The organism is Lacticaseibacillus pantheris DSM 15945 = JCM 12539 = NBRC 106106 (assembly GCF_001311175.1).
Classification (GTDB): domain Bacteria; phylum Bacillota; class Bacilli; order Lactobacillales; family Lactobacillaceae; genus Lacticaseibacillus; species Lacticaseibacillus pantheris.
Window position 1 is genome coordinate 1 of the sequence record NZ_BBAI01000049.1, and the last position, 15683, is coordinate 15683.

Annotated in this window: 12 protein-coding genes and 4 pseudogenes; 14 read left to right on the forward strand and 2 right to left on the reverse strand. The window is 54.3% G+C overall.

Features of this window, described 5'->3' with window-relative positions; all coding sequences use genetic code 11:
- The first annotated feature begins 201 nt into the window (after positions 1–201).
- From JCM12539_RS14890 to JCM12539_RS11340, 10 genes and pseudogenes are all read left to right on the forward strand, one after another.
- Positions 202–324, forward strand: coding sequence for a hypothetical protein (locus tag JCM12539_RS14890; protein WP_263849800.1), 123 nt, complete (start codon positions 202–204; stop codon positions 322–324).
- 309 nt (positions 325–633) lie between these two features.
- Positions 634–1779 (forward strand): ArgE/DapE family deacylase, encoded by a 1146-nt coding sequence (locus JCM12539_RS11295; RefSeq protein ID WP_054651566.1) that lies wholly within the window; start codon positions 634–636, stop codon positions 1777–1779.
- 149 nt (positions 1780–1928) lie between these two features.
- Positions 1929–2402, forward strand: coding sequence for a nucleoside 2-deoxyribosyltransferase (locus JCM12539_RS11300; RefSeq protein ID WP_054651568.1), 474 nt, complete (start codon positions 1929–1931; stop codon positions 2400–2402).
- A gap of 244 nt (positions 2403–2646) precedes the next feature.
- Entirely contained in the window at positions 2647–3282 is a 636-nt protein-coding gene (locus JCM12539_RS11305) for a hypothetical protein (protein WP_054651570.1), read from the forward strand.
- A gap of 180 nt (positions 3283–3462) precedes the next feature.
- Positions 3463–3729, forward strand: coding sequence for an ACT domain-containing protein (locus JCM12539_RS11310; RefSeq protein WP_054651572.1), 267 nt, complete (start codon positions 3463–3465; stop codon positions 3727–3729).
- A gap of 9 nt (positions 3730–3738) precedes the next feature.
- A pseudogene (locus JCM12539_RS11315) lies at positions 3739–5079 on the forward strand (PFL family protein).
- Between the two features lie 166 nt (positions 5080–5245).
- Positions 5246–5926, forward strand: coding sequence for a competence protein CoiA (locus JCM12539_RS11320; protein ID WP_054651574.1), 681 nt, complete (start codon positions 5246–5248; stop codon positions 5924–5926).
- A 1032-nt stretch (positions 5927–6958) separates the two neighbouring features.
- On the forward strand, positions 6959–7639 hold the full coding sequence (yjbM, locus tag JCM12539_RS11330; protein ID WP_054651578.1) for a GTP diphosphokinase: 681 nt from the start codon (positions 6959–6961) through the stop codon (positions 7637–7639).
- Positions 7640–7641: 2 nt separating this feature from the next.
- Positions 7642–8438: pseudogene (locus JCM12539_RS11335) on the forward strand (NAD kinase).
- Complete coding sequence (locus tag JCM12539_RS11340) at positions 8438–9328, forward strand: RluA family pseudouridine synthase (RefSeq protein WP_054651580.1); 891 nt, start codon at positions 8438–8440, stop codon at positions 9326–9328. Before JCM12539_RS11335 ends, JCM12539_RS11340 begins: the two are co-directional and overlap by 1 nt.
- 68 nt (positions 9329–9396) lie before the next feature.
- Here the strand turns inward: JCM12539_RS11340 and JCM12539_RS11345 are convergent, their stop codons facing one another.
- Positions 9397–9771 carry a PTS glucitol/sorbitol transporter subunit IIA gene (locus JCM12539_RS11345; protein WP_054651582.1) on the reverse strand — a complete coding sequence of 125 codons (375 nt, stop codon included), beginning with the start codon at positions 9769–9771 and terminating at the stop codon, positions 9397–9399.
- A gap of 121 nt (positions 9772–9892) precedes the next feature.
- Between JCM12539_RS11345 and JCM12539_RS11350 the strand changes: the two are divergent.
- The 4 genes and pseudogenes from JCM12539_RS11350 to JCM12539_RS11365 all read left to right on the forward strand — a co-directional run bounded on the left by JCM12539_RS11350 (position 9893) and on the right by JCM12539_RS11365 (position 14095).
- Positions 9893–10911, forward strand: a pseudogene (locus JCM12539_RS11350) (lactonase family protein).
- A 67-nt stretch (positions 10912–10978) separates the two neighbouring features.
- Positions 10979–11800 (forward strand): undecaprenyl-diphosphate phosphatase, encoded by an 822-nt coding sequence (locus JCM12539_RS11355; RefSeq protein ID WP_054651584.1) that lies wholly within the window; start codon positions 10979–10981, stop codon positions 11798–11800.
- Between the two features lie 96 nt (positions 11801–11896).
- A complete protein-coding gene (locus JCM12539_RS11360; RefSeq protein ID WP_054651586.1) occupies positions 11897–12568 on the forward strand; it encodes a copper homeostasis protein CutC in 672 nt (223 codons plus the stop codon).
- Between the two features lie 226 nt (positions 12569–12794).
- Positions 12795–14095, forward strand: a pseudogene (locus tag JCM12539_RS11365) (ammonium transporter).
- Positions 14096–14235: 140 nt separating this feature from the next.
- Here JCM12539_RS11365 and rpsN read toward each other — a convergent pair.
- Positions 14236–14505, reverse strand: coding sequence for a 30S ribosomal protein S14 (gene rpsN, locus JCM12539_RS11370; protein ID WP_054651588.1), 270 nt, complete (start codon positions 14503–14505; stop codon positions 14236–14238).
- Positions 14506–15683: the final 1178 nt, after the last annotated feature.

The following is a 15683-nucleotide window of genomic DNA, read 5'->3' on the forward strand; positions in this document are numbered from 1 at the left end:
CCCGCACTTGGCGGGTTGGAGCCTTCGCCCTAGCAGTGGTTACCATGGAGTACCCCACGAAAGCCGCAGCTCCCCGGCCCGGCCGACGCTGCCGCCAACCACAAACATTAGAGCAGTGTTGACAAATAGTAAGGAGGGGCGTAAGATAACAACATTCGCTACCTCAAGACCATTCCGTACCACATGAATGGAGGTAATAATATGCAGTATCGTTTACAACTAGACACGAAGACGCAAGAATTTATTGCGATTGACCGGCACGACAGTCACAGGGTCGGCCGGGGTCAGACAGTTGAACAAGCTATTGCAGCCATGAAGCGGTAACGCGCAATGACTGATGATTGTCTGTTCAAGTTCAGTACCCAAAAAATAAATTTGATTGCTAAACGAATGCCGGTGTCCACCAAACAACTTGGCGGCGCACCCACGCATATAGACCAGAGGGTCAGTAGTCCCGGATGAGCATCCCGTTGTGGAAGCGCGTCCGGGACTATTTATTTGCCTTTGTGCCTTAACGGTCCCATGCATGATGATCCGATTGTTGCTCCTTTGCACTTGGACGACTATACTTAAAACAACATAAAAATTCATGTGGATGAATAATCTGCGTGTATGTCTGGGAGATAAATTAAAATGGCGGATTACCAAACGGAAGCATTAGCGTTGTTGCAGCAGATCATGGCCGTACCCACGGTGGGGACGGACGAGTCACTCGTTGCTGATATCATTGAGGATTACCTTGCACCTTTGCTTAAGGCTGGCGTCCTGACCACCAGCCGGGTCAACTTTGCACCCCATCGGGACAACCTGATTGTGCGTTACGGGGATGGTGACGCCCACCTGCTCGGCCTGACCGGTCACATGGACGTGGTGACCGCTGGCGATGAAACCCAGTGGGCTCACGCACCGTTTGCCGGGACCGTGGTTGATGGGCGGCTGTACGGACGGGGGGCAACCGACATGAAGGCTGGCCTGGCCGCAATGGTGGTGGCCCTCAAGCGGCGCGCCATGGAAGAACCCCATCCCGCGCATCCGGTGGTATTATTTGCGACCGTCGGCGAAGAGGTGGATAACTACGGTGCACGGCAGTTGGCCGCGGCCGGTTACGCGGACCACTTGGACGCGTTGCTCGTGGGCGAACCGACTGGTGCGGTCATTAAACCCGCTCAGCGCGGCATTATCGACTATACAGTAACGGCGAAGGGCAAAGCTGCGCATTCATCTCAGCCTGAATTGGGCGCAAACGCGATTGATGGACTGGTTGCGTTCCATCAGGCCGTCGGTGCCGCGGTGGCACCGCTACTCGCGCACTCCGACCCGTTGCTGGGCCACCCTACACACAGCATTACTTTGATTCAGGGTGGTGCGCAGGTGAACATTATCCCTGAAGCTGCCAGCCTGCGCGGAAACATACGGACCATTCCGGCCGCCGGTAATGAGCAGTTTAAAGCGGCGCTTGAGGCAGCCGTGCACGCGGTGGATATCCCTGGCGTCGACTTGTCGCTCAGTGTAGATTCGACTTTGGTCCCAGTGGGTACGCCTGCCGATAACGTATTGGTGCAGGCGCTACAGGCTGCCCGGACCGCAAACGGCCTGGAAGCAGCCAGCGTGACGGGCGATACCGGCATTACCGATGCTGCCCTCATGTGCCGCCCGGGCACGGCTTTGGCAATCTACGGCCCTGGTAACGATACCTCGCACCAGACGGACGAATTTGTGGAGCTGACTGACTTCAACGAGGCGTTGGCAGTTTACGGTAGCTTATTAGCAAATTGGTAAAATGTTCCACACTTGGCGGGCCGCTGTTGTGAACCATAATTCGCTTAATGTTAGCGGTTGAGTTGGGAAACATTACGGGTGGAGCTGCCCACGCCGCCCGGGATTGATGATATGCTGTTAGCATGACTTTAATAGAAGGATGAATACTAATGACAAAAACTGCTTATATTGCTTCAAGCTGGTTCAATCCAGAACAGACCGCCCACATGAATGCCGGTGTGGCTGCCATTAAGGCGAACCCAACGGTGGACATGGAGAACAGCTACCTGCCGTTGTCCCACCAGTACAAGAACCTGGACACGATGGAGCACCCAGAACTGCTCTCCGACAGTGAGTGGCAAATGGCGACCTTCAATGGTGACGTGCAGGGCATCAACAACACCGACTTGGTGATTGCGATGTACGATCCCCAGCTGAAGAACAGTGATCCCGGTGTTCTGTGGGAAGTGGGCTACGCTTACGGTATTCGCAAGCCCGTAATCCTGGTGTTGCCAGACGATAACGAGACGCCGGTGAACCTGATGCCCGCCATTGGGGTGACCGCCGTCATCAAGATGGCCGACCTGGCAAGCTATAACTTTAACTTCCCGAACTACGAAGTGTACCAGGGCAAGGCATTTTAATGTGAATTGAACGATACTAACGTTCACCGCTAATAAACAGTGGTGGACGTTTTTTTAGTGGCGGGATGACGCATTCGACTATATTGGGGGGCCAAAAAAAATTTCCCGGAAGTTTTCGTGCCTAGTGACTGGGACACTTATATTTGCTATAATAATTCGTCCGTGGGAAAGCGCTTGCGACCTCACTAAAACGTCATCTGCTGTTGTGAGTGGAAGTAAATTCAGTGACTTTGGGGGGACAGATATGAGCAAAAATCACGACGTTACCAATATACTGACAGTACTAATGCTTGCGCTTGTCAGCGGTTGGTGTATCCATGCTAATGCGGTTGGAGTTAACGAAGCATTCCAGTCTGCAAAATCGATTGCGAATCTTTCTGCACGGGGACCAGTCTCTGCGGAGGACATCGCGGGCACGCGCAACAAAGTTGATACTATTGGATTGTGGAATTCGACGGGGCCAGTACGCCGTCAATCTGTGCGGGCACGGGGGCAATTACTGATAGCCGAACAGAATAACCAATTGCGTGGGTTTGTCATTGATATTGTGCATTTTAATCAAGTGCCGTTATCGGCTGGACGTTATGCGGTGGCTATTCGTCAGTGGCACTACTTGGCCGTGGCCCAACAATCACGGTTACAGATGGCTATGTCACTGAATCAGCTGCACCTTCAGCAAACGGCTCTAAACAAGTTGAGAAGGTTGTTTTCTGACCAAGATTACCTGCAACGTGCACGCAGGGTGACGTTAGCGGATTGGCAAGCCGCCAAGCGCAGCATCAAGAATATTCATAGTGCAAAATTTTTGCACTTCTATAATCAAAGGTTGCCGTCTGCGCGGGCATGGATTAATACGGAGACATCCCCATCACGCAGTTAGTGAGAGGATATTCTCCTCAGCAATAACTATGTGGTCGTACTGGCGTTTGTCCTGCAAAATTCACGGCGTGTTTCCCGGATCAAGTGGAAACGCGCCGCCTTTGTCGGTTAAAAACCGCCGGCGCCCTGTGGTACAATTGTTTCAATCTAATTCTACATACACAATGAGGAGGAACAATCAATGGACGTAGTAGTAACGGTGATGGGGCAGGACCGTGTGGGTATCGTTGCCGCCGTGGCGCAGACGTTAGCCGATCACCACGTGAACATCGTGGACATGACGCAGACCATTTTGCACGGTAGTTTCACTATGATGATGGGGGCAAAGTTGCCGGCAGATGCTGACTTTGCGACCGTCAAGCAGGCGGTACAGGCCACCGGTGAGCAACTGGGTATGACTATTCAGATGCAACGGCACGAAATTTTTGACGCGATGCACGAAGTTTAGGGGGACACCATGGATAGTAAGCAAGTTACTGAAACCATCGCGATGATTCGTGAGGAGAACCTGGATATTCGGACCATCACGATGGGGATCTCACTGTTGGACTGTATTCGCGGCGACTTTGACACCACGGCCCAGGCCGTTTACGACAAGATTGTGGCGCAGGCTAAGGACTGGTGCCCGTTGCGGATCAAATCGAAGAGGAATTTGGTCTGCCCATCGTGAACAAGCGGGTGTCCGTGACGCCCGTTGCGTTGCTGGCTGGTGGCGATACCAGCTACGACTTTGTAAAAATTGCCCAGGCCATGGATCAGGCGGCCAAAGACTTGGGGATTGACCTGATTGGTGGCTACTCTGCGCTGGTGCAAAACGGCATGACACCGGCTGACCGTGCGCTAATTGCCAGCATTCCGGACGCCCTGCACCAGACGGAGAGGGTCTGCTCCTCCGTCAACATTGGGAGCACCAAGTCGGGGATGAACATGGATGCTGTTAAGTTGATGGGCGAGATTGTGCAGCAGGTTGCGACCCCAAAGCCGCAAGACGCCATGAAACTGGTTGTGTTCTGCAACGCCGTAGAGGACAATCCGTTCATGGCCGGCGCATTCTGGGGTGTTAGCGAAGGCGACGTCGCCATCAACACTGGTGTTTCGGGTCCCGGTGTGGTGCAACGTGCTATTGCGGCCATTCAGGACGCACCCTTTGAGGAGTTGTGCGAGACGGTCAAGAAGACCGCGTTCAAAGTTTCCCGTATGGGCCAGTTTGTGGGCAAAGTGGCGGCGGAACGGCTGAACGTGCCGTTCAATATTGTTGACTTGTCCTTAGCCCCAACCCCCGCCCCGGGTGATTCCGTGGCCGAAATTTTGGAAACGATGGGGTTGTCGCACGTGGGAAGTTACGGTACCACGGCCGCGCTAGCCCTCCTGAACGACGCCGTCAAGAAGGGTGGCATCATGGCCGCCGAGCGCGTTGGGGGACTGTCCGGCGCCTTCATTCCGGTGAGTGAGGACGCGAACATGATTGCGGCGGCCTCTGCCGGGCAGATTGGCTTGGAAAAGCTGGAGGCGATGACCGCGGTGTGCTCTGTCGGACTAGACATGGTGGCGGTGCCGGGGAAGACGCCGGCTACCACCATCGCGGGGATGATTGCTGACGAGGCCGCTATCGATGATTAACAACAAGACGACGGCCGTCCGTGTGATTCCAGTACCCGGCAAGGACGTCGGGGACGTCGTCGAGTTTGGTGGTATCTTTGGCCGTGCGCCAATTATGGCGGTTAACGATGGCGACAGTAGCCAGTTCGTCAACCGTGGGGGGCACATTCCGGCCCCAATTCACTCGTTCAAAAACTAATGTTGTCCGGTAAGACAGCGGTGTATTGCGCTGTGGATTACCGGGATAACCAATATTGTTAATTCAAAAATGCTAGCAATCACCGTCGTTAATAGTGCGGGCTGCTAGCATTTTATTGTGGTCAAAGTAACAATAACTGCGAAATCACCTAACTGGGGGTGAGGGCATGTTTGTCGCTTTGGATGCTAGGGACGAGCGGATACAGATAGAGACGCACGAGCAGGCGGTGAGGTTACGCACCGCGGGGACGCCATACCGTTGTCCGGCGTGTCGGGAAGAATTAATCATTCGCAACGGCCGGGTATTACCCGCTCACTTTGCGCACCGCTCTGGATCGGATTGTGTTGTGGGCGAACCTGAGAGTCGGGACCACTTGTTGGGTAAGCATTTGTTAGCCGAGTGGGCCCGCGCGGCTGGCTGGCAGGTCGACTTTGAAGTGTATTTTAGTGGTATCAAGCAACGTGCCGACCTGGTCTTGCGGCGGCCTGGAACGGTGCACGCGCTGGAATTTCAGTGTGCGCCGCTCAGTGGGCAACGGTTAGCAGAGCGTACGGCGGGGTACGCACAGGTGGGCGTGACAGTCCAGTGGTTGCTGGGGCCGCGCTACTTTGCGGACCACCCGACCGCAGTGCAGGGCAAGTTTGAAACGTGGCCCCGAACGCGGGCGGGAACTACGGTTTGTGGATCCCCGGCGGCGGCGCATGTGGGCGTGGTGGGGGATTACGGGCACGGGGATGCAGGTGGAGGAGTTGGCACCGTACCCGAGGCCAGCGGTGTGGCGCCCCCGGGGAGTATCGTTGGCGCAGGAGGCGTCACGGGTTGTTCAGGCGCTAGCGTACAGGGATAAAGCCGCGGTGGCAGTGCAGTCGATGTGCTATGAACGCGGCGTTAACCTTGGTGGATGCCCGGTGGTGGTGCATCGGTGCCTGACTGCGGTGGCGGGGTTGACGGACAAGGAGTGCTGGTACGCGTAAGGTGGCTGCTCAGGTTCTGGAGGGAGCGGGTATGGTCGGTGACGGCATCGAAGCAGTGGTGGTGCGATTACGTGGAGCCGGCGCGGGTGCCATTGTTGGGCCAGCGAAGTGTAGCGGAAGTGGCGGCGACGGCGTGGTTAGATGTACTGATCGGGGAAGGATACCTCGTTCGAGAGGGGAATACGCTACGGTGGATTCGTTGGCCGCGATGGTATGCGGACGTTGACCGCAAGTTAGGGGCAATTAATCGAGGGGAGTATTGATGGTGGTGGTTATAACAATCGCAGTTGCTCCAACTGATTGGTGTAACTGGTAATCCGGAATGTAGTTGTATTTTTAGCCAGACTTTGACCGTTGGCGATACTTTGTATACTCAGATTCATAGGTATGTATACAAACCAACTACTACTTAATATCTACAAGTGCATGGTCGAGTATCCGGTATGAAATGGGATACAACCGGTATGTAATGACGCTACAAAATAATGGGTGGTAGGCGGAACGGGTGGTAATCTAAACGACCAGTTTATTTAGCCATGTTGGGGGAGTAAGTGCAGAATGAGTAAGTAGGTAGTGTAGCGAGTGAATCGCGAATTAACGGGTGCCGGCAAAGTGGTGGTGGGGTGGAGGCGTCGTGTCCGTAGACGTGGTTGCTGCGACCCCGGGAGCGCCGTAGGAACGAAGTGACGTACGGCTTCAGAAACCGTGGAAGACCGGTACTGTCTGGAGCGTGCGGGTGTAGCGAGCCACGGCGGAGGCACGTAAGCCGCAACCCCACCACCACTTTGCCGGCACCCTTAAGTGCGGGCTTCCCGCCCGTAACCACTTATGCTCTGCTTTCACCCGGCCTGCTACACTCTCTGTGTTACAATATGGTGTATTCATTTCCTAGGGAGGCAACCGGTATGGCACGTGATTGGGATAAGTTTTTAATGCCTTATGAACAGGCGGTCGCAGAGCTCAAGATTAAGTTACGGGGTATGCGGAAACAGTTTCAACAAAGCAACGCGCACACACCCATTGAGTTTGTGACGGCACGCGTGAAGACGGTTGATTCCATCGTTGAAAAACAGGCCCGCCGGCACATTAAGGACGACGTACTAGAAACCGATATGCAGGATATTGCCGGCTTTCGGATCATGTGCCAATTCGTTGAGGATATCTACACGGTCGTTGACCTCCTGCACAAGCGGACCGACATGACCATCGTGGAAGAACGCGATTACGTCACTAACGTCAAACCGTCCGGTTACCGTTCGTACCACATTATTATCGAGTACCCCGTGCAGATGGTTGACGGTGAGAAAAAGATTTTGGCTGAGGTGCAAATTCGCACCATGTCCATGAACTTTTGGGCGACGATTGAGCACTCATTGAACTACAAGTACGGCGGCGAATTCCCCGACGACATTAAGGAACGGCTGAAGCGTGCGGCGGAGGCTAGTTTCCTCTTGGATAAAGAAATGTCCGAGATTCGTGAGGAAATCCAGGAAGCCCAGCAGCTGTTTTCGTACGGCAAGGGCCAGGAACTACCATCAGCAAGGAATGACAATCTGACCAACAATTCACCACATGAGGGGGAATAGCCGTGCGCGTTTGGGTTTTTCATAATTCAGGTTCGAAGAGCATGGACGCCGCACACGCGTTGTCCAAAAAATTGCAGGCGGCCGGCTTCCAAGTGAGTCCGGCCCGGCCCGAAGTGGTAATTACCGTGGGTGGTGACGGCACGCTACTATCCGCCTTTCACCGCTATAATGCGTCGCTGGATTCCATCCGCTTTGTCGGTGTGCATACCGGGCACCTGGTTTTTACACGGACTGGCGCGACTACGAGCTGGACGAGCTGGTTGCCGCCCTCAAAGCCGACACGGGACAACGCGTCGGTTACCCGCTGTTGGACGTCAAGGTGACCTACGCCGATGACTCAACCGGGCATTACGTCGCCCTCAACGAAGCGACCCTCAAGCGGGTGACCGGCACCATGAAGACCGACGTGCTGATTAGCGACAACTTCTTTGAAAGTTTTCGTGGCGACGGTTTGTGTATCTCCACTCCGACCGGTTCGACCGGCTACGCTAAGTCGGCCGGGGGTGCCGTGCTGCACCCCCGACTAGAGGCGCTACAAATGACGGAAATTGCGTCCATCAATAACCGGGTGTACCGGACGCTGTCCTCACCCATCATCATCGCTCCCGACGAGTGGGTGACTTTGAAACCAGTCCCGGGGATTAACTACACGATGACGGTGGACCAATTTAGTATGTCGGACCGGCCGGTGAAGGCCATTACGTACCGGATTGCGTCTGACCGAATCTACTTTGCCAAGTATAAGCACATGCACTTCTGGGACCGTGTAGAGGATGCATTTATTGGGGCCAAAAAGTAATGGATTTTAAGTGGGATTACCAAGGGCCGCGGCAAAGCCTGCAAAAGTTTCTGCGGCAAGAAGGGTTTAGCCTGACCCTGATGAGCAAAATGAAGTATCACGGTGGGATGGTATTTGTGAACCACCGCCAACGAAATACTACGTACCAAATTCGCCGCGGGGACGCGGTGTTTTTGCGTCTGCCTCCGGAGCATCCGGCCGACAGCGTGGTTGCGACACCGGGCCCGATCGACGTGGTGTTTGAAGATCGGGACCTGCTGATTGTGAACAAGCCTGCGGGCACCGCTTCGATTCCTGCAGCCAACCGCCAACCGGACTCCATGGCCAACTTTGTGAAGTACTACCTGCAGACCACCGGCGCAGAAAGTACAGCGGTGCACGTGGTCACGCGCCTGGACCGGGACACTAGCGGTCTGATGATCTTTGCCAAGCATAGCATGGCGCATTCACTGCTGGATCGGCAGTTGCATAGCCCCAGCATGCGGAAGGAGTACCTCGCGATTAGCGGTGGGGATGAACCGCTGGCCGCCCACGGGTGGATGATTATGCGCCTCGGCGTGTCCGACGAGTTCTACATGCGGAGGGCAGTCACGCCAGCAGGTAAAAAGTCGGTCACTGAATATTGGACGCTGGCTCAATCCGGTCGGTTCGCGCTGAGCCGCGTGTTGCTACACACGGGGCGTACCCACCAAATTCGGGTCCACTTTGCGGCCATCAACCGTCCGCTGGTGGGGGATGAACTGTACGGTGGGGTTGCGGGTGTCGGCCGACAAGCGCTGCACTGCGCCGCCCTGACTTTGCGGCACCCGTATACAGGGGTCACGCTGCGGTTGACGGCGCCCATGCCGGCAGATATGCGGTCCTTCGCGCAGGCACACGCATTGATGTAACGCAAAGAAGCTGTCAACACTGACCCATGACTGGGTAGGGTGTTGACAGCTTCTTTGTGTTAGCACATTTAGTCTTGCATGACGTACCGAATCGTGGTGCCAATGGTGAATGTTGGCCGCGCGGTGGGTACTAGGTATACCGCGTTGCCCAGACGGTCCTCGCTGGGAACAGGTTGGAACATCAACGTTGCGTGGCCAATCTGTTGCAGGTTGGCGTTGGTCAAGCTACCAACCTCGGACACGCGGAACTTGATGTCGTTGATAAAAATGTGGTCGCCATGATGTAGCGCCAACTGTTTTTGCTGACTGGGTTCATCGAATTGCTGAATAACCGATACGTCAGCTAATTCGGGCGTGGCGTCCTTGCCAAACAGAATTACCAGTGGGTCGGTTTGACTAATTGCGTGGGGCCCGATTGCCGTAACTGTTGCCGTTATTTCCATAGTTGTACCATCCTCACTGTCTGAAATTACTTCCATCATACCATTATTTGCAGGTTAATTTCACAATTTGGCGAATACGCTTTCTTTTTCGGGTATACTGGTAGGCAAAGGGGGAATCACCATGCAAGAAACTGTGTATCTCGGTGGGTACACCCGTAGTACCGGACAGGGTATTTACCGTGCGATACTTGATACTACCAAACAACAACTAACTACGCCCACACCGTTGGTCACAACGGTGGACGGGCCCACATACCTCGCGGTGAACGGCGATAAGATGTACGCCGTGGCTGCCGGTGATGGCACCGGTGGTGTGGCTGCGATTGACCTTGCGGGGACACCCCACGTGATTAATTCGGTGCTGTTACCAGGCACCTCACCAGCGTACGTTGCGGTTGATGCGGAACGGCGCCTCGTGTATGCGGCCAACTACCACATGGGGCGGATTGACGTCTTTGTCATTCGTGATGACGGTGGTCTGGCCTTAGCCAGCAGCAATCAGTGCACCGGCTCCGGCCCGCGACCGGAACAAGAGGAGTCACACGTGCATTATACGGACCTCACCCCGGATCGGCGGTTAGTGGTTTGTGATTTGGGTGCTGACACCGTAACCACTTACGATGTTGACGTTGCGGGGCAAATTCGTCCCGTCGCGACCTTTGCCACCGCCGCGGGCTTTGGCCCACGGCACATCGTCTTCCACCCAACTTTGCCGGTGGCGTACTTGCTCGGCGAACTCGCCAGCGAGCTGCAGGTGTTGGATTACGACGCGGCGGCCGGTACCTTTGCTGCCCGCGAGCGCCTGTCAACGTTACCACCGGATTGGCACGGTCAGAATGGTGCCGCCGCGGTACGGATTAGTCAGGACGGCCGATTCCTGTACACGAGTAATCGTGGACACAACAGTATCACTGTTTGGGCCATTGATGCGGGCGGCGACGTGACGCCGGTGCAGCATATCACTACGGCCGGTGAATTTCCGCGCGATATCAATATCGACCTAGCGGGGACTTTGTGGTTGCAGTTAACCAGAACACCAATAACGCGACGGTATATCGCCGTGATAATACGACTGGTTTGTTGACCATTGTGCAACAGGATATTGTTGCGCCCGAAGCCGTAAACGTGACGTTTGCTTAATATTTAAATGTTGTATCCTCTGGTATACTGGAGACATTGTGTATACATAGGGAGGGTACTATTCACCATGATTGATATTTTTAAGGCCATTATCATTGGGATTGTCGAAGGGCTAACCGAATTTCTGCCGATTAGTTCGACTGGCCATATTGACCTCGTCCAATCATTGATCCACATGGGACAGTCACAGCAATTTAAGGACATGTTCAACTACGTGATTCAATTAGGGGCCATTATGGCGGTGGTCATCTTGTACTTCAACAAGCTGAACCCGCTGGCACCCAGCAAGGAACCTGCGGAAAAACGGTCCACGTGGTTGTTATGGGCCAAAGTCATTGTGGCCGTATTGCCGAGCGTTTTGATCGGTTTACCGCTGAACGACTTTATGGACGAGCACCTGCAGACGCCGCCAGTGATTGCGACGACTTTGATCCTATACGGGATTCTGTTCATCGTCATTGAGCGCTGGAATGACAAGCGTAAGCCCGTCATTAACTCTCTGGCTGATGTTTCGTTCCAGTTAGCGCTCTGCATCGGGCTTTTCCAGGCGCTGTCGATTGTTCCGGGTACTAGCCGGAGCGGTGCCACTATCCTTGGTGCCATCATCCTGGGGACTTCACGTTACGTTGCAACTGAGTTCTCGTTCTTCCTGGCCATCCCCACTATGTTCGGGGTTTCAATCCTGAAATTAGGTAAGTTCTTCATGCAGGGTAACTCGTTTACTGGGGAACAGTTTGCGGTCCTGGCAGTGGGATTCATCGTATCTTGGGTTGTGGCTTGGTTAACCATCAAGTGGTTGCTACGGTTTGTACAGGGACACGACTTCCAGGGCTTCGGTTGGTACCGAATTGCACTGGGGATTGTGGTCATTTTAGTGATGGTGTTGTAACAAACGGGCTGTTTGTATACGGCCCGTGCAGTGTATGTTGTCAAATTATCCGGAGCGGGGTTCAACGTCGTTCCGGGCAAATGAGGAGAACTGAGTATGCTGAATGAAATTGCCGTTGAAAACTTTACCCTCGTACCCGCCGCAATGCAGGCGGGTGCACAACGAATTGAATTAACCGGAAATTTGCCCTCTGGCGGTTTAACCCCAAGCAAAGGGGTGATGGCCGAAACGCTGAAGTACTGCCACGAGCACAACATGACGGTGGTGGCCATGAACCGTCCGCGCGGTGGCGATTACTACTTTAACGATATTGAGTTAAAGATGATGGAAGCCGACATGTTTGAAATGCAGGCGCTAGGAGTTGATGCGGTCATCTTTGGGGTATTAACCCGGGATAACCATATTGATGAAGATGCCATGACAAACCTGATTGCGGCCGCTGGCGGTATGGATTTGGTTTGCAACTTGGCGTTTGACTGGATTCCGCGGGCGGATCAACACGCCGCTTTGGACTGGTTGGTTGAGCATGGCTTCCGCCGGATTTTGACCCATGGTGGTTTGCTCGACACTAACGTTGTGGATAACATTCCGGTGTTGCAAGAAACAGCACAGTGGGCCGGCGACAAGATTGAGTTGCTGCCCGGTGGCGGTGTCAATGATAGTAACAAGGAGCAGGTTACCCAGGCAATGGGTGTGAACCAAGCGCACGGGACGCACCTGCTTGGCGAACTGGTACCAGCAGTACCCGTTAATGAACGGCCACTTTAATGTAAGCTAAGCTGACATTTGCCCATGAAGTTGGATGCTCGTCAAGAACAAATGTTAGTATTACTAACATAAAACGATATTTTTCGCGCTACGGTGAAGCTTGCCGTAGCGCTTTTTTTTATGTAGTCTGGTTGCTGTGTTCTATACCAATTGGTGCTCGCGTGAACGTGATTACGTAAATTCCGTGATAACATGCCGTTATAGATAGAACAGGGGGTGAAGACCAGTGGATGCAGCCGGAACGGCGTTCGTTTTATTAGCAAGTGTGTTGGTGTGGTTTATGACGCCAGGATTGGCCTTCTTTTACGGCGGGATGGTGTCCAAGGCTAACGTGGTCAACACCATGTTGTCCGTTTTCTACATTACGGGTATTGCCATCCTTTTGTGGGTCTTCTGCGGCTATGAGCTCTCCTTTGGTGGGGACCTCGGTGGCGTTATCGGTCGGATTCGTGGGGTGTTCCTCAATGGCGTTAATTTAGGTCATATCCTCGAAAACGGTTTGCCGACTGGCGTGTACGTCCTGTTTCAAATGATGTTTGCCATCATTACTCCGGCATTGTTCGTTGGTGCGGTGGTTGGGCGCATGCACTTTAAGTTTCTGACGTGGTTTATTGTGTGTTGGTCACTGTTGGTGTACTACCCGCTAGTGCACATGGTTTGGGGTCCGGACGGTCTATTAGGGCGACTGGGCGTGCTCGACTTTGCTGGTGGTACGGTCATCCATATTAACGCGGGCGTTACGGCGTTGGTGCTGTCTGCCTTTCTTGGTCGGCGGCGAGTAGTTCGTTCGACGCCGTACAACCGGCCGTGGGTTCTGTTGGGTACCGCCATTTTATGGATTGGGTGGTATGGATTTAATGCCGGTTCTGCCTTGGTGTGAACCACGCCGCAATTACGGCGGCTTTGACGACTAGTGTGGCCGCCGCAAGTGCGTTGGTGGGGTGGATGGTACTCGACGTTTACCGCACGGGCAAATCGACGTTAATCGGGGTTTGCACCGGCGCACTTTGCGGCCTGGTGGGCATCACCCCCGCAGCGGGGTACGTTACGTGCGCGGGTGCGGCTGCCATTGGTTTGTTGGCCACGTTGACCAGCTACTGCTTCGTGCAGTTTGTGAAGCCGCGGCTGGGTGTTGACGATACCCTGGACGCCTTTGGTTGCCACGGAGTCAGTGGCATTGTTGGCAGTATACTGACGGGGGTCTTCGCCAGCAAAGACGTGGCGCCAACTATTGCACGCGGTGGGCTACTATATGGTGGTGGTTTGCACCTGTTGGTGATCCAAATCCTGGGCACATTGCTCACGGTGGTACTTGTGGCCGGCGTCGTGGCGATTATTACCGTACTGTTGCGTCGAATGGTGCCCATGCGTGTGGGCAGGCGTGAGGAACAAATTGGTCTGGATATTGGGGAGCATGGGGAGACGGCGGACTACACCGTCGAGCCAGTTGGAGATCCTAGCGAGGTGCTAGATTATCCCGATGAATTTACCGGCCAACTGGGTGGGTTTAAGCACTTACCGCGGTAAGCGGGGGGATTATGGTGTAGGCAAAGGAGGATGTAGCGTGTGGGAAATTGGGTGTCGGCAGCTTTGGCAACCATCCTCTGCATAAAAAAAATCCCCACCGCTTAACGGTGGGGACGGGACTATCATCAGGATGGTAATTGCTACCAACTCGCCTTGCGGACGCCAGGCAGTTGGCCTTCATGGGCCAGGCGGCGGAAGTTGAGGCGGGACATACCGAACCGCCGCATGTATGCGTGCGGCCGACCATCAATCAGGTCGCGGTTGTGTAGCCGGACGGGCGATGCGTCGCGTGGTAGTGCGGCAAGGGCAGCGTAATCGTGGTTACGCTTCAGCTCAGCACGCTGTGCGGCGTACTTGGCGACCGTGGCTGCTTGGCGTTGGGCCTTCATAATCTTGGATTTCTTAGCCATAATCAATTCCTTTCTGCGCAATGAGCGCTAATCATTTTTAACGTTCCATCATTCGCTTTAACAAGCATAATTATACGCTTTCTACTAACAAAAAGAAAGTACATTGGGCTAAAAATGGTTGCGGTAAAAATGTAATCTTGTTGTTACAAACGGGGACAACTTGCAAAGCAGCTGGTAACCCGCGTAGCACGGGGTTACGCGAGTTACAGCTGGGCTCTATTTGGGTTGCATTTACAACGAGCCAGTGATATAGTTTCTGCAAGGCTGATTAATCTCCGACTTTTATCAGGTGCGTGGTTGCCGGTTTGATAAAAGTTTGCGACTAAAGTCCACTAGCGTACCGTCTCGCCGTGCTGAGCACCGAGGTGGTCCGCTTTTTTTTATGGTCGCGATTGGCTGGTCGTACTGGTGCGGGAGTCTAGCCGGTGGGGTGCCGTGGGGGTACTGCGACTTCGGGGACCACTCCACGGTGACTGCTGCGGTGGCTGGTCGTACTGGTGTGGTGGTTCCGGTTGAGCGGCTGGTCCCCGCGACCGGGGCTGTGAACCTCACACTCACGCCCGTTCCGGCTACCGCGAATTGCCGTAGCCCGAGCAAAGCCCACTCGGTCTAGCCAATTTGATTCTGTAAATCGTAACTGCCAGTAAGTGCTTGCGCACTAACTGGCAGTAACTCTAACAGAACTACGGGTATACAGCCGTCGCGGGGACCAGCCGCTCAACCTCCACCACCACACCAGTACGACCAACGGTAGATGTTCACCTCTAGCCATACTGACCGACTCACCTCCCCATATGCAGATAGATAAAATAATCCAGCCAAAACCTACAGTTTATTTGCAGGACTAGTGGATTCTCTACAGTGACCGGCTTTGCTGCATCATGCGCAGATTCGGAACCGAGGTATCTGTGATTAGTGTCAGCCAACTATTGGGAACTCAAGGGTGTGGACGTAGGGGGGCGTTCCCGAAGGCGTGGTTGGCACATTAGCGTGAGGCCGCGTCGGTCGGACCGGAGAGCGGAGGCGTGTGGGGTCGGAATGGTAACCACTGCCGGGGAACACAGTCAGTTTGCGCTTTAGCGCTTACTGACTGATTCTCGCAGGAATGGCGAAGCCAGTCCGAGAGCTCCATTGGCTTTAGCCGTTAGAACGCGACGAATTTCGAGACTGACCGGTGC